Below are 20,559 nucleotides of genomic sequence, written 5' to 3'. Positions count from 1 at the left end.
CGGGGCTGCTTCGGATTTCAGGTCTTCCGCATTCCTGCCGCCGCCGTTAGCCTGTGGCGCATGGACTGGAAACTTGAACTCGTTTTTGTGCCCGTATCCGACGTGGACCGCGCCAAGGATTTCTACGTCAACAAAGTTGGATTCAACCCGGATTTCGATGAGCGGCCCATGGATGGCATCCGCTTCGTCCAGCTGACCCCGCCGGGATCCGCCTGCTCCATTTGTATTGGCGAGGGCCTCAATGACGCCCCTCCGGGTACGGCCCCAAGCCTGCAGATGGTGGTCAGCGACATCCAGGCTGCCCACGACCACCTCACGGGCAACGGTGTGGAGGTCAGCGACATCGACATCCAGGCTTGGGGGCACTTCGTCTATTTTGCGGATCCTGACGGGAACAAGTGGGCGGTGCAGTACATCCCGGGCCGTGACGCCTAAGGCAAAATAGGCGGCATGAACATCCCCACACCTGCCGCCACACGAACCCTGACCTGCCGGGCCGTCCTTTTCGATATGGACGGCACTCTGGTGGACTCCACGGCAGTAGTGGAGGAGGTCTGGGGAGAATTTGCGGCCCGGTATGGCCTGGACATCGCCGAAATACTGCGCACTTCGCACGGCGTCCAGGCTGCCGATACCGTACGCCGGTTCGCGCCGGAGGGGGCCGACGTCGTGGCGCTCACTGAGGAACTCGGCGCGATGGAACGGGTGCGGACTGCCGGTATCATCGCGTTGCCGGGAGCTGCCCGCCTGCTTTGCAGCCTCCCGGCCCAGGCAGTGGCGCTGGTGACATCAGCGGACAGGACCCTGGCGGACATCCGCATGGACGCTGCTGGGCTGGCCATGCCCGCCACGGCCGTGACGGCGGACCTGGTCACGCGGGGCAAGCCGCACCCGGAAGGCTATCTGATGGCCGCCGGTCTGCTGGGCGTGAAACCGGATGACGCCGTGGTGTTCGAGGATGCGCCCGCCGGAATCGCGGCAGGCGTTGCCGCCGGTATTCGGACGGTGGCCGTGGGTCCCAATGCGGGCGAGCTGCCGGCAGGCGTGCTGCATATCGCGGATTACTGTGCCGTGACCGCCTCCGTGGAAACGGACGCCGCGGGACGGCAGCTCATTTCTTTCCGGCTTTGAGTCCGGCGGAACACTTTCGTGATCCGCGGCGCGGCGTGCGGCCAGCGCTGCGCCGCGGGGGAGTCGGCCTAGTACCAGTTGTGCGACAGGTGGAAGTTCAGCGCGCCGCACGGTGATTGGTAGCGCTCCTGGATGTAGTTCAGGCCCCAGTTGATCTGCGTGCGGTAGTTGGTGACGTAGTCCGCGCCGGCGCTCGCCATTTTCTCTGCGGGCAGCGACTGGACGATGCCGTACGCGCCGCTGCTGGGGTTGGTGGCCGTGGTGGTCCATTCGGATTCCTTGGTCCACAGCGTCTGCAGGCACTGCATCTGGTCAGCGGACCAGCCATAGGTCGCCAGCTGGCCGGCAGCGTAGGCCTGCGCTCCTGCGGGGTCGTTGACGGCCACAACAGGCGCGGGTGCAGGTTCCGGGGCCGGAGCGGGCTCCGGGGCCGGGGCAGGTGCCGGTTCGGCGGCCTGGGGCGCGACATTGATCTCGGCCGGCGCAGCTTCCGGGGAGGCCGGGGGCTGGATCTCGGCTGCCTCGAAGCTCAGCTTTGACTGGGCGCTGGCCTGTTCGGCGGCCTGGTCGGCGCTGGCCGCAAGCGACGCAGATTCGGAAGCGTGTGCTGCGGCGCTGACGCCGACCAGCAGGGCGCACGCCGTCGCGAACACCGCGACGCGCTGGCCCACGGAGGGAATCCGTGCCGCCCTTGACAATGGGGACATAGCTGCACCGAAGCGGGTCTGCTTGCGGTGGCTGTGGGACTTTGTGTCGCCCTGCGGGCGCGTTTGTACCTTGAATTCAGACATGATGGATCGCCTCTCACACCTGCGGAGTTAGCTGTCGGGTTCGGATGAGGGCATCCGGCCACACGGCACAATCACGTGTTGGCTTAACCCCAAAGGGCACTTCGTGCCCGGGACGGTGGGTCCCCCGCCTCTGCCTCTGAAAACGGAATCCGGGAAGCGGCAGAGCTTGGCGTCATCCGGATATGCGGCCCAACGGGAACCACACGTCATCGACGCTACAGGAGCTGGACGCTTAAGTCACATTTTGGTAACGGGAATCACGACGGCGGTGTGTCGCCTTGCTGGGCTCGGGCGTCACTGCGTCGCGCCAGCGCGCCGGCAGGGAAGAGTAACGCGAACTCGGTCCGTCCGGCCCGCGATGTCACTTCCACGCTCCCGCCGTGGGCCTCCATGATCGACTGGACAATGGACAGGCCCAGGCCACTGGTGCCTTCGGACGCCCCGGCGCCCGAGGCCGGCGCCGTACCCTTGCGCGCCGCGTCTGCGCGGGCAAACCGGGAGAAAACGTGGTCAACGAATTCCGCAGGGATGCCCCCGCCGTCGTCCGTTACCGTCACCGCCGCGTTGCCGTCGGCCGACTTCGTGACAGCGGTGACCACGGTGGTTCCGGGCGGCGTGTGCTTGCGCGCGTTGGAGAGCAGGTTGACCAGCACCTGACGCAGTTGCGAAGCATCACCGGTGACGGCGAGCGGCTCGTCAGGCAGTTCAAGGCGCCAGCGGTGGTCCGGGGCGATGACCTTCTCGTCACTGACGGTCTCGATCACGAGTTGTGTGAGGTCTACTTCGCTGAGCTTCAGGGGCTGGCCCTCATCGAGCCGGGCAAGCAGGAGCAGATCCTCCACCAGGGTGGTCATGCGTTCGGACTGGCTTTGGACCCGGGCCAGGGATTTCCGGCCGTCAGGCGTGAAGTCCTCGGTCATCCGCATCAGCTCCGTGTACCCGCGGATGGCGGTCAGCGGGGTGCGCAGCTCATGGGAAGCGTCGGCAACAAACTGGCGCACCTTGGTCTCGCTCCGCTGCCGCGCCTCGAGTGCGTTGGCGACGTTGTCCAGCATCAGATTGAGGGCGTGCCCTACGCTGCCCACTTCGGTTCCGGGATTGGAGTTCGACGGCGGGACGCGCACCGCGAGTGCCACCTCGCCCGCGTCCAGCGGGAGCCGGGCCACCCGGGTTGCAACCTCGGAAAGCTGCTCCAGCGGCTTCATGGTGCGCCGGATCAGCACGGTTCCTGCCAGTCCGATCAGCGCCAGGCCGCCAAGGGAAACGAACACAAACGTCCACACCAACGATGCCAGCGTGCTCTCCTTGGCGGCGAGCGGAAGGCCCGTGACAAGGACATCGCCGTAGCCGGTTTCCACGGCCACAATCCGGTAATCCCCGTTGGACAGCGAGCGGTTCACGGGAAGGCCGTTCTGCGTCAGCGCCAGCAGGGTCTGCTTGTCTTTGGCGTCGAGGGCCAGGCGCCTGGTGTCCGAGTCCAGGAAACCGCCACTGGGGATCTGGCCGTTCAGGATCCGCGCATTCAGCGTTCCGACACTCTGCCCGCGGGAGTCAAGCGGGTCCGGCCTGCCGTTGAATCCGCCCAGGGGCGGGCGGCCCGGATCGTTCGAGCGTTTGGCGGCCTGGCTCAGCTGTTCATCCAGCTGCCCGGTGAGGAACGAGTCCATGGACGCGTAACTGAACAGCCCCACCGCGCCGCAGATGGCCACAAGCAGGGCCATGGCCAACAGGATCAGGCGCGTGCGCAGATGCCAGGTGTCCGGTTTCAGCCAGCTCCGGGCTGGTGCTGGGGTTGCTCGCGGCGAGGACATGGAGCTGCTACTCGGCCGGCTTGATGACGTAGCCGGCGCCGCGCACGGTATGGATCATGGGCGGGTGCACTGCATCCACCTTCTTGCGCAGATAGGAAATGTAAAGCTCCACAATGTTGGCCTGGCCGCCGAAGTCATAGTTCCAGACGCGGTCCAGGATCTGGGCCTTGCTGATCACGCGTTTGGGGTTCTCCATGAGGTACCGGAGCAGTTCGAACTGGGTGGCCGTGAGCTGGAGGGCATCGCCCGCACGGGTCACTTCGCGGGTGTCGATGTTGAGGACAAGATTGCCCACCACAAGTTCGGCAGTGTCCATCGCGGCAACGCCGGAGCGCTGGACCAGGCGGTGCAGCCGCAGCAGGACCTCTTCCATGCTGAACGGCTTGGTCACGTAGTCGTCCCCGCCGGCCGCCAGGCCTAAGATCCTGTCCTGGACGGCGTCCTTGGCAGTCAGGAAAAGCGCAGGTACCTCGGGCGCGAAGGCGCGGATCCTGCCCAGCAGCTCAACGCCGTCGAACCCTGGCAGCATCACGTCCAGCACCAGGACGTCCGGGCGGAACTCCTTGGCAAGCTTGACGGCCTCCGGGCCGTCCGAAGCCACGGCAACGGACCAGCCGGCCATGCGCAGCCCCATGCTCATGAGCTCGGAAAGGCTGGGTTCGTCGTCAACCACCAGGGCGCGGATGGGGGAGCCGTCCGGGTGGGTCAGTTGCGGAAGGTTGTTGGTCATGGAGTGCGAAGTGGCCATGGGACAACTCTCCGATCATTCGGTTAGCCCGCGCTATGGGGTTCCTGTGCGCAGGCTGTGAATCCCAGCCTAGCGAGCTGGATGGGCGATCTGGATGGCCGGGCGGGACGCCGATAATCCGCAGGCGGCCGCCTTCCCCGCTGGACAGGCGGCAAAACCCGGCAGGGAATCTCGGCAAGTCATTGGCCGGTGAATTTCAAGGCCTTAGTATGGCGAAAGGGTGAACATTGTTCGCCGGAGATGGCCATTTGCGCCCCCTTGGCGGACAACAACTCCTATTTTGCCGCCAAATCAGAATGGTGATCTGTAACACAAATCCGCATTTTGTCTCAGTATGCGGAACGTTGCACCCATTGTTACTTGCAAGTTTTCATTGTTACGTTGCACACTTTCAATTGTGAACAAGAACTCAACAGCACCTGCAGCCGCAGAATATTGGCCCAGCACATCCGCTGCTGCCGACATGCGCTGTTGTCGAATGCACGCCTGACCTTCAGACCCCACGAAGTTCCTAGGCATTCGCCCCCCAGCCCAGCGTAGGGCGCCCTCCCCAGATCTCATTGCGGGGAAATCAGCATTCGAGCCGCGATGACGGCCATTCACATTGAGGTAAGCATTCATGTCAGTTGCATCCGGATACGTCCACATCTCCGTCCGTAACGCAGGCAAGGCCGGCCAGGCTTCCGGCCTCCGCCAAGGCTTCGGCGCCCGACCGGCATTCGCCCCGGCAGCCCCCGGCGCCAGCTTTCCCGCCCCCGGCTACGCACCCCAGGGCTACAACCCCAACTCCTACGGCCAGCTCCGCGCCGTCCAGCCTGCCGAAGCCGCGCCGCTGACCGCGCCCACCCCGGTGATCGCTGGACCAAACGCCGTGCGGCCCGTCGCCAACGACACCTTGGCCCGCGGATTTGTCCTCTACATGGGCATCGACGAGGAGACCGCAGCGGCTGCGGGAACCTCCATTGCCAAACTTGCCCAGGAAATCCGCGCATACGCACAGTCACTCGTGACCGGTGCTGAAAGCTACGCGGCCGTGGCCGTGGCCCCGGCAGGCACCCCCGGTTCCGCGCTCGACGTCGTCCGGTCCACCTTTGGTGACCCCACCGTGAACGCGCAGAAGCGCACCGAGACTGCCCGGCTGCAGCAGCCCCAGGACCCGCGCCCGTCCGGTGTCCTGATCGACCTTGCCCGCCGCGAAGTCCACCTTGACGGCGAATCCCTGAACCTGACCTTCAAGGAATTCGAACTCCTGAACTACCTGGTGGAAAACGGCACCCGCACGGTTGGCCGCGATGAACTGCTTGAGGGCCTGTGGCGCAACGCCGAGGAAGTCCCCAACGAACGCACCATCGACGTCCACATCCGCCGTCTCCGCTCCAAGCTGGGCCGCCTCGCCAACACCGTCCGTACCGTCCGCGGCCAGGGCTACCGCTTCTACGAGCACCCCGAAGTTATTGTCTGGGCCGCTCCGGAATACTCGATCTAGTCCTTAACGCCAAGCGAAAGCGGCTCTCCCTGTTGGGACGGCCGCTTTCGCTTTCGCGGCCCATCCTTCGGCGCCTGCGTTCGTTCCTCACGCAACAACGGCGCTTTCAGGATGCCCCGCTGCGCTGCAGCGCCCTCTCTACGTGAAATATCGCTTTTGCGCGTCCGGGCTCGCGAGTATTGGCCTCCGCGGCTGTTGTTTGACGGCGGCGCCGCGGGTCTTGCGGGTCTAGGCTTGGGGGATGAGCGACCACCACATCAAACGCCTGGTGATCATGCGGCATGCCAAGTCCGACTGGCCCGGCGGCGTGGCGGATCATGAGCGGCCGCTGGAGGAACGGGGGCACCGCGAGGCGCCCCTGGCTGGCAAGTGGCTGGTCAAACATGGCATTCTCCCGGACTTCATCCTCTGTTCCAGTGCTCTCCGCACCCGCCAGACCTGCACCTGGGTGTGCTCGGAACTGGGGGACAAGGCCCCGACGCCGAAACTTGAGGACGGCCTCTACGCCGCCTCTGCGCTGCGGATGCTCGCCGTGGTCAACCACGTGCCTGACACCGTGACCACGCTGATGCTCATCTCGCACATGCCTGGCGTCCAGGACCTCGCCATGCACCTGGCCTCACGGGACTCAAACCACGACGCCTACATGGACGCCGCCACCCGCTACCCCACCAGCGCCCTCACGGTGCTGGAAACGGAAAAATCCTGGGCCGAGCTGGATGGGCAGGACGCCCGGCTGACCAAGTTCAAGGTCCCGCGAGCCCACTAACGCCACGGGATCCACTGACCCCACAGGGCTCAAGGTCCCGCACTGGACCCGGCGACCTCCCGCAGCAGTCCGGCGACGTGCTGGATGCCCGGGCTCGCCGCCATGGTGCGGCGGTACACGATGCCCACCTGCCTGACCTGCGTGGGGTTGACCAGGGGCAGGCCGACGACGTCCGCAGGCAGGGCGGGCCTGCCGAGGCGGGGGACCAGCGCCACAACGGCTCCCTGCTCCACCAGTGCGATGTGGGTTGCGAAGTCTGGATCGTAGACCCTGATGTCCGGCACCCGGCCAAGGTCGGCGAAGATCCTCACCAGGGCCTCGTTGCAGATGGCTCCGTGCGGCGTGCTGATCCAGCGTTCGTCCACCAGATCCGCCGGTTCCACCTGGCCGCGTCCTGCCAAGGGATGGTTGCGGTGCACCAGGACGTCCGCGACGTCCTCGCATAGCCATTCGAGGGTCATGTGCTCCGGTATGACCAGCGGGACGGAGTTCCAGTTGTGGACCACACCCAGGTCCGCCTCCCCGTTGGCCACCCGCGCCACCGCTTCCCGAGGGTCCTCGGCCAGTACGCTGAGGTCCAGATCCGCTCCGGATGAGGCCAGCCGTCCCAGCAGCGGCCCCACGAGGCCCCTGCAGGCCGTGGAAAAGGCAACAACCTTGAGGTGCCCGGTAGGTTTGGCCGGATCCGCCAAGAGCGTGGATTCCAGTTCCTCGAGCTCCGACAGGATGCGCCGGCCGTACGCTGCCAGGGTGAGCCCCCGCTCGGTCAGCAGCACCCCGCGGCCGCGACGTTCCAGGACGGGGAACCCGGTCTGCTTCTCCAGCTTCTTGATCTGTTGGGAGACGGCCGACGGGCTGAAGCCCATCACCTCCGACGCCGCTATGACCGAACCGTGCTGTTCAATCGCCGCCAGGGCCCGCAGTGAGCCGATCTCAATCATGAAGCAAATCTACATGATTCGACGCAGAATTCAACGCTGGTGCTTCATCTGTCCGTCTGCAAGAGTGGGACCGTGAATCTCCGACACTCCCTCCTTGCTGCCTTGGTCGCCGTTCTCTGGGGCCTGAACTTCGTGGCCATCGACTTCGGCCTGCATGCGAACGGCCGTGAGGTTCCCCCGCTGCTGTTTGTGGCCATGCGGTTCCTCCTGGTGGTCTTCCCCTGGATCTTCTTCATCAGGAAGCCTGACGTCAGCTGGAAGGCGATCATCGGCGTCGGCGTCTTTATGAGCGCGGGCCAGTTCGGCCTCCTCTACCTGGCCATGGCGCTGGGCATGCCGGCAGGCCTCGCCTCCCTGGTCCTCCAGGCGCAGGTGCTGCTCACCGTCCTCCTGGCCGCCGGGTTCCTGCGCGAGCGGCCCAGCCGGAGCCAACTGGCCGGCGTCGTTCTTGGCGTTGCGGGGCTGGCCGTGGTGGCCGTCGGCCGCAGTGCCGTGGCCCCGGTGCTCCCGCTCATCATCGTGCTGGGAGCCGCCCTGTCCTGGGCGGCCGGGAACGTCATCGCGCGTCAGGCCAAGGCCGCCTCCGGGCTGGGGCTGGTGGTCTGGTCCGGCGCAGTGGTTCCGCTGCCCCTCGCCGGGCTGTCGCTGCTGGTGGACGGCCCGGATGCCGTGTTCGGCACGCTGGCAGACCTCCAGGCGGCCACGATCCTGAGTGCGCTGTACACAGCCATTTTCGCGTCGCTGGTGGGGTATGGGATCTGGAACCGGCTCCTGGCCAGCTATCCGTCGTCGGCCGTGGTGCCCTTCACCCTGCTGGTTCCCGTGGTGGGCATGAGCGCTGCCTGGCTGGCATTGGGGGAGGTGCCGACGCCGGCGGAACTGGTTGGCGGGCTGCTCCTCCTGGGCGGGGTGGCGACCGCCGTGCTCGCCGGCCGCGGCCGGCAGGTTCTGCGGCTGGGTCAGCGGCGGGGCGCCGGTTTAGCGCCCGTCTTGGTGCCCGGTTTGGGTGCCGGTTTGCGGACCGGGGAAGCGGACGACGACGGCCGCTTGGCTGCCGAGGCAGGCATCCGGGCGGGCGCGCGGGTGCCTGACGAACGCTGAGCGGTGGCGGCACCCCGGGGTGCCGCGCCCCGGGCCGCGGTGGCTCCGGTTGCCGGGCGCCGCGCAGCAGGGCGGCCAGTGCCGGAAGCGGGCCGCCGCTTGGCTGGCGAGGGCCTCCGTTTGGCAGTCCCCAACCGCCTGCCCGCCGGCCAGACTGCGCCAAGGAACAGGACCGCTAGCGTGGCCACCGCTGAGGCCCCACCCCAGTAGAAATAGTTGTCCGGATCCCCGGTGGGGAGCGGTGTGCCGAAGATCGACGACTGCTCGGCGAAGGCCAGCTCCCAGGTGCTGACGAAGGCAAGGGAGAAGGCAATGGTGAGGCTGGATCCCACAGCCGTGGCAACCAATACAAAGTGGCGCCCCCGGGCCAGGACCTCCGCCACGGCCGCAACATAGGCCAGCGCAACCAGGCCCAGGAACGTGACCATCACGGCCTCTTCCAGGGTGATGGCGGTGAGCACCAGCATGCCCAAGGCGGCGACGGCCGCGATCACGGCGAACTTCCCGCTTTTACCCATGTGGCGCATGTGTCCAATCATTCCTGCTACTTCACGACATAGCCGCGCATGATTGCCATGATTGCTGCAACGCTTTGGTCACGGGTGCGTTCCGGGTTGTAGGTCTGCCGGTCAAGCCCCACCACAAAGCAGGCGCCAAAGATCGCCGTCTCGAGGCTGCCCCGCGAGACCGTTTCGTCCACCCGATAGACGGCAGCGACGTTCTCTATGGCCGCGCCGATGACCGCCAGGAGTTCAGACCGGAGCACCGCGAACGTGTCCCGCCATTCGCTGGGAGTCCGCCAGTTTTCGCTCACCCACAAACGGGCGAAGGACGGGTAATCGTCCATAAAATCCATGGCCTGGCCGATCATTGCCTCCATGGCCACCAGTGGATCGGCCCCAGGATGCCAGGCCTCGCTAAGCAGGCGTGCCTTCAGGATGTCCACGCCGTGCCGCAGCAGCTGCGCGATCAGGTCCGACTTGCTGCCGAAGTTGTAGTAGACAGTGCCCTTGGAGACACCCGCCGCCGCGGCAATTTCGTCCACAGTGACACCCGCTGCGCCACGCTGGCCGATCAGCTCCATGGACGCGTCGAAGAGCTTCTGCCGGGTGGCATTGGTCCGGGCCGGGCGGAGTTTCTTCTCGGCGGGACCGTGCATGGCGGGATCGTGCCCCACGGGATCATGCACGCCAGGATCGTGCCCGACAGGATCATGCACGCCGGGATCAGGCACCCCGGATCCCGGCGCGGGCGGGCTCATACCGCGATCTCCGGTTTGAGCGTTTTGAGCGTCCAGTATTTGTGCTTCCGGACAGCAAACGTGGACATCGCCGCGCCCAGCAACGTGTAGCCGAGCAGCCCCAGGACAGTGGGCACGATCCCGGAAAGGTCCGCTCCGTAGATGAGGTGCCGCATGCCCGTGACCACGTAGCCCATGGGCAGGATTTCGTGGACAACATGGAGCGGCTGCGGAGTGGTCTGCCAGGGGAACGTGCCCCCCGAGGACACCAGCTGCAGCACCAGCAGGATCAGCACCACCAGCTTGCCGGGTGACCCCAGCAGCGCCACGATGCCTTGGATGATGGCGCTGAAGGCCATGGCAGCGGCCAGCATAAACAGCCACATCAGCACCGGATGCGCGGGGTTGAGGCCCAACGCCAGGTTCACCACGAGGGTCAGCAGGCTCGCCTGCACCACCGAAACGGCCAGGAACGGAAGCCAGCCGCCGACGGCGATTTTCCAGGCCGGGGCGTTCGACGCCAGGGCCCGCTGGGTGATGGGCCGCATCGCCTGGACCAGCATGAAGATGCCGATCCACAAGGCGAGCGTCAGGAAGAACGGTGCCAGCCCCGCGCCGTAGGAGTCCGCCTTTGCCTGGGAGACATTGCTGACCGCAACGGGATCGGCAATCACCTCTGAGAGGCTGCTCTTCTGCGAATCGTCCGGGTTGGGCACCTGCCCGGCTCCCTTGGAAATTTCGTCGGTCAGCGTCCGTGAGCCGTCAGCGGCGGTGCCGGCCCCGGCTTCCAGCTGCCCCGCACCGGCGTCGAGCGTTTGCGCCCCTTCCGCGAGGCGTCCGGCGCCGTCGAGCGCAGTCTGCTCGCCGGTGGCCAGCGTGGCCGCCCCGGTGTGGAGCTGGTCAGCGCCACCGGAAGCCTGAACAATGGCGTCTTTCAGCGCAGGGGTGGCCGTGGCCAGCTGGGCTGCGCCGACGCTCACGGCTTCGGCGCCGTCCGCGAGCTGCTGGATCTGGGTGGCATCGGTCTGGATCCGGGTTTTCGCCGCGGCCACGGGGCTGGAGGCTGCCACCGCATCGAAGTCGGCCAGGATTTTGTCTGCCTGCACCTGGGTGATCACTTCGGACGCGACCAGGCGGGCATTCGATTCGATCACACGCGTCCGGAGTCCTTGGTCCGCGGCATCAAGCTGCGTGACGACGTCCTGGACCTTGGTGTTCAGCTGGGCGTTCCCCGCGGCAACCTGGGCCGCGCCGTTGGCCAGCGTCCGGGTATCGGTGGGCAGCGTGGCGGTGCTGTCCTTCAGGACGGAGAGCCCGCTGCTGAGCTGCCCGGCGCCGTCGGTCAGCTGATTGGCCCCGTCCCGCAGTTTCAGCTGCCCGTTGTACAGCTCGCCGGCTCCTGCGCTGAGCTCGCTGGTGCCTGTATGCAGGGTGACCGTCCCGTCGCGGAGGGTGGCCACGCCGTCCGTCAGCTGCCCGGCGCCGTCTGCGGCCTTGAGCATCTGGGCGTGGATGGTGCCGAACCCGGTGAGCAGCTGGTTCGCCGTCTCTTCACCCACTTCCTTGGCCACCGTTGTGTGCACCGCGGTGGTCAGCTTGTCCACGATGGTGCTCAGCAGGTAGTTGTTGGCATCGTTGGTGGTGACGTTCAGCATCGCCTGGCTGGCCGAATCGAAGCTGCCGGGTGAGACCAGGTTTGTGGAGAACTCTGCCGGGATTTTCAGTGCAAACGCGTACTTGCCGCTGCTGACCCCTTCGTCGGCCTCGGCCGCCGAGGGGACCGCCTGCCAGTTGAAGACGTTGCCCTCCACCAGGCCGTCCGCCACCTTCTTGCCCGCCTGGAGCTCGGTCCCGTCGCTGGACGTGGCGCCGGTGTCTTCCACCACCAGGGCGGCCTCGATCTGGTTGAGGTTCCCGTAGGGATTCCAGTTGGCGTACAGGTACACGGCCCCGTACAGGAGCGGCACCATGATCAGGGCCAGGATGGTCAGCTTAGGCAGCAACCCACCGGTCATCCGCTTGAGTTCGGAACGGGCCAGCCGCAGCACGGTCACTTGGCATCCTCGGTTTCGAGTAAGAGGGATTCGGTTTCTTCGTCTGTGAGAGCCGGCGCATCGGGCGCTTCGTCGACGTCAGGGACGGCGTTGCCGATCACGGTGGCCGGACCCGTCCACCCTGCCGGGAGGGCGGTAACGGTGACGACGACGGCGAGCGGCCGGCCGGCGTCGTACGCCAGCTCCTCAAGCCGCGGGAGCCAGTCCGCAGCGTTGGCACCGTGCCTGTCGGGGGAGTCCACCACCAAAAGGTCCGTGTGCGGGTTGGCGAGGGCCAGGGACGTCAGCAGTTCAATGCGCCGATCCGGCGCCAGCTGCTCCGTCCACAGGTCCGCGATGTCCTCGAAACTGTTGACTTTGAGCCAGGGCTTGCTCAGCAGCGCGCCCCGGTAGCGGCGGGGGATCAGGGCGAGGTCCTCGGTGACAAGGTCCCGGACACTGAGGTGCTGCTCGGGCTCATTCACGTTGGGGGAATCCACCAGGGCGCTCGCGAGGCGGAGGGATTTGGTGCGTTCGTTGGCGTCCCAGGACATCTGGCCGCCAGTGGGTTTCATGCGCCCGCTGATGGTCAGGGCAAGGGCTGTCCGCTGGTCCTGGCGTTCGGCGGTGACGAGGAGGAGCTCACCCCGGCCGACCCGCAGAGAGGTGGGCGGAAGCAAATCGTCGCGCCGGCCCTTCACAAGGAGCTGCTGTACGGAGAGCAAAAATGGCCTTTCGAAAGTGTATGTCCACCTCCAGTCTAACTGAACTGACTGGTCAGTTCAAATAGTGCGGTTGGAGTAGGCGCGGGTGGAATAGACCAGCGCCACTTGCGGCCTCTCCTACAAGCCGTACTTCTCCAGGAGCCGCAGCCACACCTCGCTGACCGTGGGAAACGATGGCACCGCATGCCACAGCCGCTCCAGCGGGACCTCGCCCACCACTGCGATGGTGGCCGCGTGCAGCAGTTCGCCCACGTCCGGGCCCGCGAAGGTGGCGCCGAGCAGGACCCGACGGTCCTCGTCCACCACCAGTTGCGCCCAGCCTTCGTAGTGTTCCGAATGCAGGGACGAACCTGACACTTGGATTGGCAGCTCCACGGACGAGACGTTGTAGCCGTCCCGCTTTGCCTGCTCCACCGAGCGCCCCACGCCCGCCAGTTCGGGATCCGTGAACACCACGTTCGGGACGGCATGCTGGTTGGCGGTCTGCGCGTACCGGCTCCAGGCCGCCGGCGTGCCGCTGAGTTCGCCCTTGGCGCGGGCCGCGATGGCGTCGCCGGTGGCGCGGGCCTCGTACTTGCCCTGATGTGTGAAGAAGTTGCTGCCGGCGGCGTCGCCAACAGCGTAGAGCCAGGGATAGTCGCCTTCCTCATCCGGGGTGCCCAGGGAGCCCGGGACGTCCTGGACGCCCTGGACTAGACCGGTGGAGTCGGTGGTGAGTGTCAGTGGCTGCCCGTCCTGGGCCTCGAAGCCCAGGCTTTCCAGGCCGAGGCCCTCGAGGGCGGGATGCCGGCCTGTTGAAACGAGGACCTTGTCCGCAGTGACGGTGGTGCGGCCGTCCGCCGACTGGTCCTGAAGTGTGAGGGTGAACGTGCCGTCGTCGTTTTCCCGGACACTTTCGGTGGACGTGTTGAGGCGGACCGCCACGCCGTCCGCGCGCAGCCCCGCGATCACAAGCTTGCTGGCCTCTGCGGGGAACGTGCCAAGCAGGCCGCTCCTGGCCACGAGCGTCACGTCCGAGCCCAGACGTGCGAATGCCTGCGCCAGCTCGCTGCCCGCTACGCCTCCGCCGATCACGGCCAGGCGCTCCGGCACCTCCTTGGCCGAGGTGGCTTCACGTGTGCCCCAGACCCGCAGGTCCGCAAGCCCGTCGATGGGAGGTGTGGTTGGCGTGGAGCCGGTGGCGAGTACGACGGCGTGACGCGCCTTGAGCCCGTAAGTGTTGCCGTCCAGCCCGGCTACTTCAACGGTGCGCGGCTCGGTGATCCAGCCGTGGCCACGGATCAGCTCAATTCCGGTATCGTCAAGCCACTTCACCTGGCTGTCGTCCTGCCAGTTTGCGGTGAAATAGTCCCGGCGCTTCAGGACTGCCGCTGCATCCAGTGTCAGGGTGACGGCTTCCGCTGCGCCGGGTACGGACTGTGCGCCGTGCAGGGCGGTGCCAGGGCGGAGCAGGGCTTTGGACGGCATGCAGGCCCAATACGAGCATTCGCCGCCCACCAGTTCGGCTTCAACAAGGACAGCCGTCAGGCCGCCCTGGACCACCCGGTCGGCGACGTTTTCCCCCACGGCACCGGCACCGATCACAATGACATCGAATTCACGTTGCAGCGTTTCAGGCGTCATTCGTCCAGCCTACGCCCGCCTCGCGGGAGGCGTGGAGCGCCGGCGTCGTCAATCAGGTGACTGCACAACTGCGTAACTTAAAGACAAAAGGCCCGTACCGGCGAACCGATACGGGCCTTTCTCTGTGCGCCCAGAGGGATTCGAACCCCCGGCCTTCTGTTCCGTAGACAGACGCTCTATCCAGCTGAGCTATGGGCGCATTTTGTGTTTCGCGGAGTTTCTTGCTCCCCGAACCTCGAATTACTTTACGCGAGGGTGGCCCGGAGTACCAAATCGAGAAGCATGTAATCTAGCTGACTAGACCGGTCTAGGTGACCTTTGTCACTTAAATACGGCCGTTTGTGCGGGGTTTTCCTTGAATTTGCGCGGTTTTCGGCTCCAACGATCACGAACGTGCACCGCTGGCCTCGCATGACGCCCCTGGGTGGCCAATAGCATTTAGTCCACACCGATGACCCCGAGGAAGGGAACCGCAATGGGCGATCTGGCGCAGAAGCCGCTGCTTGAGAAAGCACCCACCACGCATGCAGCACTGCTGGCATGGGTCGAAGAGGTTGCTGAGCTTACGCAGCCCGACCGGATCCACTGGGTTGACGGGTCCGAGCAGGAAAACTCGCATCTTACCGATGAACTCGTCGCAGCAGGAACGCTGACGCGTCTGAACCAGGAGCTCTTCCCCAACTCTTTCGCTGCATTCTCTGATCCCGCGGACGTAGCCCGGGTGGAAGAGCAGACCTTCATCTGCTCCGAGAAGGAGCACGACGCCGGCTTCACCAATAACTGGATGGCCCCGGCTGCGATGAAGGAAAAGCTGCGTGGGCTGTTTGCCGGCTCCATGCGCGGACGCACCATGTACGTCATCCCGTTCGTCATGGGGCACCTGGACGCCGAGGATCCCAAGTTCGGCGTGGAGATCACCGACAGCGCCTACGTTGTTGCCTCGATGCGCATCATGGCCCGCATCGGCACCGACGTGCTGAACCGCATCACCGAGACCAACGCATTCTTCGTGCCGGCCCTGCATTCCCTGGGTGCGCCGCTTGAAGCAGGCCAGGCTGACGTGCCGTGGCCGTGCAACCCGGACAAGTGGATCGTTCACTTCCCCGAGGAGCGCTCCATCTGGTCCTACGGCTCCGGCTACGGCGGAAACGCGCTGCTGGGCAAGAAATGCTACGCCCTCCGCATCGCCTCCGTGATGGCCCGCGACGAAGGCTGGCTGGCTGAGCACATGCTCATCCTGAAGCTGACGTCCCCGGAGCAGAAGACGTACTACGTCTCGGCTGCCTTCCCGTCCGCCTGCGGCAAGACCAACCTCGCCCTGCTCGATCCCACCATCGAAGGCTGGAAGGTGGAGACCCTGGGTGACGACATCACCTGGATGCGCTTCGGCAAGGAAGGCGAGCTCCGCGCCGTCAACCCCGAGGCCGGCCTCTTCGGCGTGGCCCCGGGCACAGGCTGGGGCACCAACCCCAACGCGATGCGCGCCATCGCCAAGGGCAACAGCATCTTCACCAACGTGGCACTGACCGACGACGGCGGCGTGTGGTGGGAGGGCATGACTGAGGAAGTGCCCGCTCACCTGACCGACTGGCAGGGCAACTCCTGGACCTCGGATTCGGACAAGCCGGCAGCCCACCCCAACTCGCGCTTCTGCACGCCGATCGACCAGATCGACATGCTGGCCGAGGAGTACCACAGCCCGAACGGTGTGGAGCTTTCCGCGATCCTCTTCGGCGGCCGCCGCAAGACCACCATCCCGCTGGTGACCGAGGCGCGCAGTTGGTCAAACGGCATCTTCATGGGTTCCACGCTGTCCTCCGAGACCACTGCCGCGGCAGCCGGTGAGGTGGGCGTAGTCCGCCGGGATCCGATGGCCATGCTGCCCTTCATCGGCTACGACGCAGGCGATTACCTGAACCACTGGGTCAACCTGTCCGCCAAGGCCAACCCGGAGCGCCTGCCCAAGATCTTCCTGGTCAACTGGTTCCGCCGCAACTCCGAGGGCGGCTTCGCCTGGCCCGGCTTCGGTGACAACGCCCGCGTCCTCAAGTGGGCCATCGAACGCCTCGAAGGCAAGGCTGACGCCGTGGAGACCCCCATCGGATTCGTTCCCACCGGCGATGCGATCGACCTCAAGGGGCTGGACATGACGCCTGCACAGGTCGAAGAAGCAGTCCGCGTCGACCCGGCCGAGTGGGCCACCGAACTCGCCTCCATCGAGGAATGGTTTGCCAACTTCGGCAGCTCGCTGCCCGAGGCGCTGCAGTCCGAGCTCGCCGGCCTGAAGGCCCGCCTGGGCTGACACTCCAGTAAGCACGACGGCGGCCCCGCACCTTTGCAAGAAGGTGCGGGGCCGCCGTCGTTACTTCATCGAGTGCTCCGTAACGGCCCTTCTGAGACGTCAAAAGGGCCGGTACGGAGCAATCGATATGTGCATTAGCTGGCGAGCCAGATGTCCGGGCCGAAGACCTCGTAGTGGATCTTCGTGGCTGGGATGCCCGCGTTGATGGCCTCGTTGCGGATGTGCTTCATAAACGGCAGCGGCCCGCAGAGGTACAGGGACGCGTTGGCCGGCAGGTCCACTTCACGCAGCGACATAAAGCCCTCCCGGCTTCCCGGCTCGGGCTGCTCAAGCCACAGCTGGAGGTCGGCACCCGCGAGGCGTTCGACGTCGTCCGTCATCTGGCCGCGCAGCGCCCAGCTGTCCATGGTGCTTTCCGCGTGCAGGACGAGCACCTGCCGGTCGGAACCCGCCTCGGCGAGTGAACGGAGGATGGATGCCGTGGGCGTGCAGCCGATTCCGGCCGATGCCAGGACTACCGGGCCGTCGCCGTCCTTGAGCGTGATCTCGCCGTACGGGTTGGAAATCTCCAGGATGTCGCCAACCTCGACGGTGTTGTGCAGTACGGGGGAGACCTCGCCGCCGTCGTCGAGCTTGGTGGTGAAGGACCGGCTGGTGCCTGCATCGCCGGAAAGTGAGTACTGCCTGACCTGGCGGAGGCCGTCCGGGAGTTGGAGCTTGACGCTGACGTACTGGCCGGGCAGGGCGGGTGTGACAGGGGTGTCGTCAGCGGGTTCCAGGGTGAAGGTCATGGAGCCGGTGCCCGCGGCGGTCTTGGCAGCCACTTTCCAGGAAGTCCACATCTTGCCGTTGGCCTGGGCTGCGTAGAGGCCCTTTTCGAGCTTGATGAGTGCGTCGGCCATCAGCCAGTACACCTCGGTCCAGGCTTCGGCGATCTCGGGGGTGATGACCTCGGCGAGGTCTTCGGCGATGGCCGCGAAGAGGTGCTCGTAGACCACCTGGTATTGGGGTTCGGTGATGCCCAGCGACGCGTGCCGGTGGGCGATTCGGGAAAGTACGGTTTCGGGGAGGGTGCCCGGGTTGTTGACCAGGTGCGTGGCGAAAGCGGCGATGCTTCCGGCCAGCGCCTGCTGCTGGTTGCCCGAGCGCTGGTTGGAGCGGCTGAACAGGCCATCCAACAGTTCCGGGTGGGCCGCGAATAGCCGTGCATAGAACTTGGGAGTGATGGCGCCGATCCGGGAACCGACGAGCGGCAGCGTGGCCTCAATGACGGGGCGGGATTTGTCCGAGAGCATGTGTACTCCTGCGATAGGGGACCGGGCTTTCGTCCGGTCAATGTGAATACTTACATCTGAAATGCTTATATTCGTACCTCAAGTTCTACACCCCGTAGAAGTTGAGATCAAATCGGTGGAGATGTGGGCGCGTCGCCGGGCTACAGGCCGGGGCGCAGGCCGATCATCTGGAAGACGGGCGTCATCTGCCGCGAGCCTGGAAGGTCGGCCACAACCACGCCATCAAGTTCCCGGTAGAACGCTTCACGGGCGCGGGCCAGCGCGGCGCGAAGCCTGCATTCGTGGATCAGCGGGCAGTTGCCGCCCGGAGCCACGCAGTCGGCGGCGTCCGTCCGGGTGTCCAGGTCCCGCAGGACCTGGCCCGCCGTTGCCTGGCGGCCAGCGGAACTGAGCCGGGATCCGCCCGACCTGCCGCGTTCCACCTCGATCAGGCCCAGGGTCCGCAGCTTGGCCATCGCCTTGCTGACGTGGTTGTACGGAGTGCCCACGGCATCTGCGATGTTCTGTGTAGTCAGGAGGGTGGCGGCTGGCGCGGCCGCAAGGACCATTAGCGCCCGGAGGCTGACGTCTGCGAAGGCGTTGATCTTCATGGCAACCGGGGTGCGGTCTAGTCCACCCAGACGGTGGGTTCGCTGGTGTCAGCGGCGAGCTGGCCAAACTCCCATTCGTGGGTCCCGGTGTTGGCGGCGTAGGGGAGGACCGCGGCGAAAACTGATCCGTCGCGGTGTTCAGCGGCTACATGGATGGCATCTGTTTCTTCCTCGACCAAGAGGATGTCGCAGACAATTGCGGCCGCCCGGAAATCAGCCCGGTTCTGCCGGAGCAGCTCGGTGAGGTCGCTGATCATCGTGTCCGCGTCGAAGTCAGCGTCGGAGCCGTCCTGGGCATCAGCCGGTGTGACGGCCACGAGGCGGACTTCGCCGTCGTTCTCCACCACCAGTGCGAACGGCAGGAATCCGCCGTTTCGCTCGAGCTGTTCCTGGGCTGCGCCGACGCCTGTGCCCAGCAGGTTTTCCAGGTCCGTGGCTGAAGCCTCCGGAACGGATTCCCGCCACGAAGCCACTCCTGCCGTGCCGTCTGTGGCTTCGTGGGCCACTTCCGGCTTAGCGCCGGACATTGGAGAGCACGCGGTCGCGGACGCGTTCCATCGTGGCCCGGTCCGTTGCTTCCACATTCAGGCGGAGGAAGGGCTCCGTGTTGGACGGGCGCAGGTTGAACCAGAAGCTGCCGTCATTTGCCGTGAAGGTGCTGCCGTCCATGGTGTCCACGGTGATGTCCTCGGCGGCAAAGTCGGTGCGGACGCGCTCAACGGCTCCCGCCTTGTCCTCGATTTCCGAGTTGATTTCGCCTGAGGAGACATAGGGCTCGTACTCGCGGCCGAGTTCGGACAGCGGACCGTCTTGCTCGCCGAGGGCAGCGAGCACGTGCATTGCCGCGAGCATCCCGGTGTCTGCGTTCCAGAAGTCGCGGAAGTAGAAGTGGGCAGAGTGCTCGCCGCCGAACACGGCACCTTCCTCGGCCATGACTGCCTTGATGAAGGAGTGGCCCACGCGCGTGCGGACGGCACGGCCGCCGTCGTGCTCTACCAGTTCGGGCACTGCACGGGAGGTGAGCAGATTGTGGATGACGGTGGGCGTTGCCTCGCCCTGCGCCTGGGCGCGGGCGATTTCGCGGCGTGCCACCATGCCGGTGACGGCTGATGGCGACACGGGCTCACCTTTTTCGTCGATGACGAAGCAGCGGTCGGCGTCGCCGTCGAATGCCAGGCCGATATCGGCGCCGTGCTCAATGACGGCGGCCTGCAGGTCGCGGAGGTTCTCCGGCTCGAGGGGGTTGGCCGGGTGGTTCGGGAAGGAACCGTCCAGCTCGAAGTAGAGGGGAATGATCTCGAAGGGCAGCTTGGGCAGCAGGGCGTCGCCCAGCACCGCCGGCGTGGTGAGGCCGGCCATGCCGTTGCCTGCGTCCACAACTACCTTGAGCGGCCGGGATCCGGAGAGGTCCACCAGCTGGCGGAGGTACTCGGAGTAGTCCTTCAGGATGTCGTGGACGCCGATCAGGCCGCGGGCGGGGGCCGCCGGGATGGAGCCTTCGTTGAGGTACTTCTCGGCCAGGGCCTGGATCTCTTTGAGGCCGGATTCGGAGGAGATGGGCTGCGCGCCGGGCTTCGACATTTTGATGCCGTTGTATTCGGCAGGGTTGTGGCTGGCGGTGAACGTGGCGCCGGCGGCGTTGAGGGAACCGCAGGCGTAGTACAGCTCGTCGGTGGAGATCAGGTCAAGGAGCTTGACGTCGGCGCCGCGCGTGGCTGCACCGTCGGCGAAAGCCTTGGCGAACTCGGGGGAGGAGGGACGCATGTCGCCGCCTACCAGGATCGTCTGGCCCTCCAGCTCCAGGACATCAACGAACGCGGCGCCCACGGCTTCGACGATTTCAGCGGTGATGGATTCGCCCACGATGCCCCGGACGTCGTAGGCCTTGAAGGATGCCGAGAGGTCAAAAGTCTTTGTCTGTTCGCTAGTCACGGGTCTTATCTTACGTGGACCCGCGGACGTTCCCGGTTGTC

At 65.8% G+C, this 20,559-nt stretch carries 18 protein-coding genes, 1 tRNA gene and 1 riboswitch; of the genes, 6 read left to right on the top strand and 13 right to left on the bottom strand.

From position 1 onward, the window contains the following. Positions 1–60: 60 nt before the first annotated feature. Both ASG77_RS06215 and ASG77_RS06210 read left to right on the top strand, forming a co-directional pair. Complete coding sequence (locus tag ASG77_RS06215; RefSeq protein WP_056342621.1) at positions 61–435, top strand: VOC family protein; 375 nt, start codon at positions 61–63, stop codon at positions 433–435. A 15-nt stretch (positions 436–450) separates the two neighbouring features. Continuing rightward, positions 451–1,131 (top strand): HAD-IA family hydrolase, encoded by a 681-nt coding sequence (locus ASG77_RS06210; RefSeq protein ID WP_056342618.1) that lies wholly within the window; start codon positions 451–453, stop codon positions 1,129–1,131. Positions 1,132–1,199: 68 nt separating this feature from the next. On the opposite strand, the gene ASG77_RS06205 is transcribed toward ASG77_RS06210, so the two are convergent. From ASG77_RS06205 to ASG77_RS06195, 3 genes are all read right to left on the bottom strand, one after another. Next, positions 1,200–1,922 carry a hypothetical protein gene (locus ASG77_RS06205; RefSeq protein WP_056342615.1) on the bottom strand — a complete coding sequence of 241 codons (723 nt, stop codon included), beginning with the start codon at positions 1,920–1,922 and terminating at the stop codon, positions 1,200–1,202. Positions 1,923–1,927: 5 nt separating this feature from the next. Then, a riboswitch (cyclic di-AMP (ydaO/yuaA leader) is annotated at positions 1,928–2,080 on the bottom strand. A gap of 99 nt (positions 2,081–2,179) precedes the next feature. Beyond that, complete coding sequence (locus ASG77_RS06200) at positions 2,180–3,733, bottom strand: HAMP domain-containing sensor histidine kinase (RefSeq protein WP_056342612.1); 1,554 nt, start codon at positions 3,731–3,733, stop codon at positions 2,180–2,182. A 7-nt stretch (positions 3,734–3,740) separates the two neighbouring features. Further along, positions 3,741–4,481, bottom strand: a complete 741-nt coding sequence (locus ASG77_RS06195; RefSeq protein WP_056342609.1) for a response regulator transcription factor — start codon at positions 4,479–4,481, stop codon at positions 3,741–3,743. Positions 4,482–5,100: 619 nt separating this feature from the next. Between ASG77_RS06195 and ASG77_RS06190 the strand changes: the two genes are divergently transcribed. Further along, on the top strand, positions 5,101–5,967 hold the full coding sequence (locus ASG77_RS06190) for a winged helix-turn-helix domain-containing protein (RefSeq protein ID WP_056342607.1): 867 nt from the start codon (positions 5,101–5,103) through the stop codon (positions 5,965–5,967). Positions 5,968–6,208: 241 nt separating this feature from the next. After that, positions 6,209–6,736, top strand: coding sequence for a SixA phosphatase family protein (locus ASG77_RS06185; RefSeq protein WP_056342603.1), 528 nt, complete (start codon positions 6,209–6,211; stop codon positions 6,734–6,736). 29 nt (positions 6,737–6,765) lie between these two features. On the opposite strand, the gene ASG77_RS06180 is transcribed toward ASG77_RS06185, so the two are convergent. Next, entirely contained in the window at positions 6,766–7,677 is a 912-nt protein-coding gene (locus ASG77_RS06180) for a LysR family transcriptional regulator (protein WP_056342600.1), read from the bottom strand. Positions 7,678–7,749: 72 nt separating this feature from the next. Between ASG77_RS06180 and ASG77_RS06175 the strand changes: the two genes are divergently transcribed. Further along, positions 7,750–8,778 carry an EamA family transporter gene (locus ASG77_RS06175; protein ID WP_056342598.1) on the top strand — a complete coding sequence of 343 codons (1,029 nt, stop codon included), beginning with the start codon at positions 7,750–7,752 and terminating at the stop codon, positions 8,776–8,778. Between the two features lie 544 nt (positions 8,779–9,322). Here the strand turns inward: ASG77_RS06175 and ASG77_RS06170 are convergent. The 5 genes from ASG77_RS06170 to ASG77_RS06150 form a co-directional block, all read right to left on the bottom strand. After that, positions 9,323–9,937, bottom strand: coding sequence for a TetR/AcrR family transcriptional regulator (locus ASG77_RS06170; protein ID WP_056342657.1), 615 nt, complete (start codon positions 9,935–9,937; stop codon positions 9,323–9,325). A 98-nt stretch (positions 9,938–10,035) separates the two neighbouring features. Then, complete coding sequence (locus tag ASG77_RS06165; RefSeq protein ID WP_056342595.1) at positions 10,036–12,072, bottom strand: YhgE/Pip family protein; 2,037 nt, start codon at positions 12,070–12,072, stop codon at positions 10,036–10,038. After that, positions 12,069–12,776 (bottom strand): ABC transporter ATP-binding protein, encoded by a 708-nt coding sequence (locus ASG77_RS06160; protein ID WP_156380191.1) that lies wholly within the window; start codon positions 12,774–12,776, stop codon positions 12,069–12,071. Before ASG77_RS06160 ends, ASG77_RS06165 begins: the two co-directional genes overlap by 4 nt. Before the next feature lie 117 nt (positions 12,777–12,893). Then, on the bottom strand, positions 12,894–14,399 hold the full coding sequence (locus ASG77_RS06155) for a dihydrolipoyl dehydrogenase family protein (RefSeq protein WP_056342591.1): 1,506 nt from the start codon (positions 14,397–14,399) through the stop codon (positions 12,894–12,896). A gap of 125 nt (positions 14,400–14,524) precedes the next feature. Further along, a tRNA-Arg gene (locus tag ASG77_RS06150) sits at positions 14,525–14,598 on the bottom strand. A 276-nt stretch (positions 14,599–14,874) separates the two neighbouring features. Here ASG77_RS06150 and ASG77_RS06145 point away from each other — a divergent pair. Beyond that, positions 14,875–16,701: a phosphoenolpyruvate carboxykinase (GTP) gene (locus tag ASG77_RS06145; protein ID WP_056342588.1), complete on the top strand. Its 1,827-nt coding sequence runs from the start codon at positions 14,875–14,877 to the stop codon at positions 16,699–16,701. A gap of 134 nt (positions 16,702–16,835) precedes the next feature. On the opposite strand, the gene ASG77_RS06140 is transcribed toward ASG77_RS06145, so the two are convergent. From ASG77_RS06140 to ASG77_RS06125, 4 genes are all read right to left on the bottom strand, one after another. After that, entirely contained in the window at positions 16,836–17,996 is a 1,161-nt protein-coding gene (locus tag ASG77_RS06140) for a globin domain-containing protein (protein ID WP_056342585.1), read from the bottom strand. A gap of 140 nt (positions 17,997–18,136) precedes the next feature. Beyond that, entirely contained in the window at positions 18,137–18,586 is a 450-nt protein-coding gene (locus tag ASG77_RS06135) for an RrF2 family transcriptional regulator (RefSeq protein WP_056342581.1), read from the bottom strand. 17 nt (positions 18,587–18,603) lie between these two features. Then, on the bottom strand, positions 18,604–19,113 hold the full coding sequence (locus ASG77_RS06130; protein WP_056342577.1) for a hypothetical protein: 510 nt from the start codon (positions 19,111–19,113) through the stop codon (positions 18,604–18,606). Next, positions 19,100–20,518 carry a phosphomannomutase/phosphoglucomutase gene (locus tag ASG77_RS06125; RefSeq protein ID WP_056342573.1) on the bottom strand — a complete coding sequence of 473 codons (1,419 nt, stop codon included), beginning with the start codon at positions 20,516–20,518 and terminating at the stop codon, positions 19,100–19,102. The genes ASG77_RS06130 and ASG77_RS06125 overlap by 14 nt, the downstream gene beginning before the upstream one ends. Between the last annotated feature and the right edge of the window lie 41 nt (positions 20,519–20,559).

This window comes from Arthrobacter sp. Soil762, from assembly GCF_001428335.1.
Taxonomy (GTDB): domain Bacteria; phylum Actinomycetota; class Actinomycetes; order Actinomycetales; family Micrococcaceae; genus Arthrobacter.
Note: the sequence above shows the minus strand (reverse complement) of the source record. Positions and strands in the feature narration are given on the sequence as shown.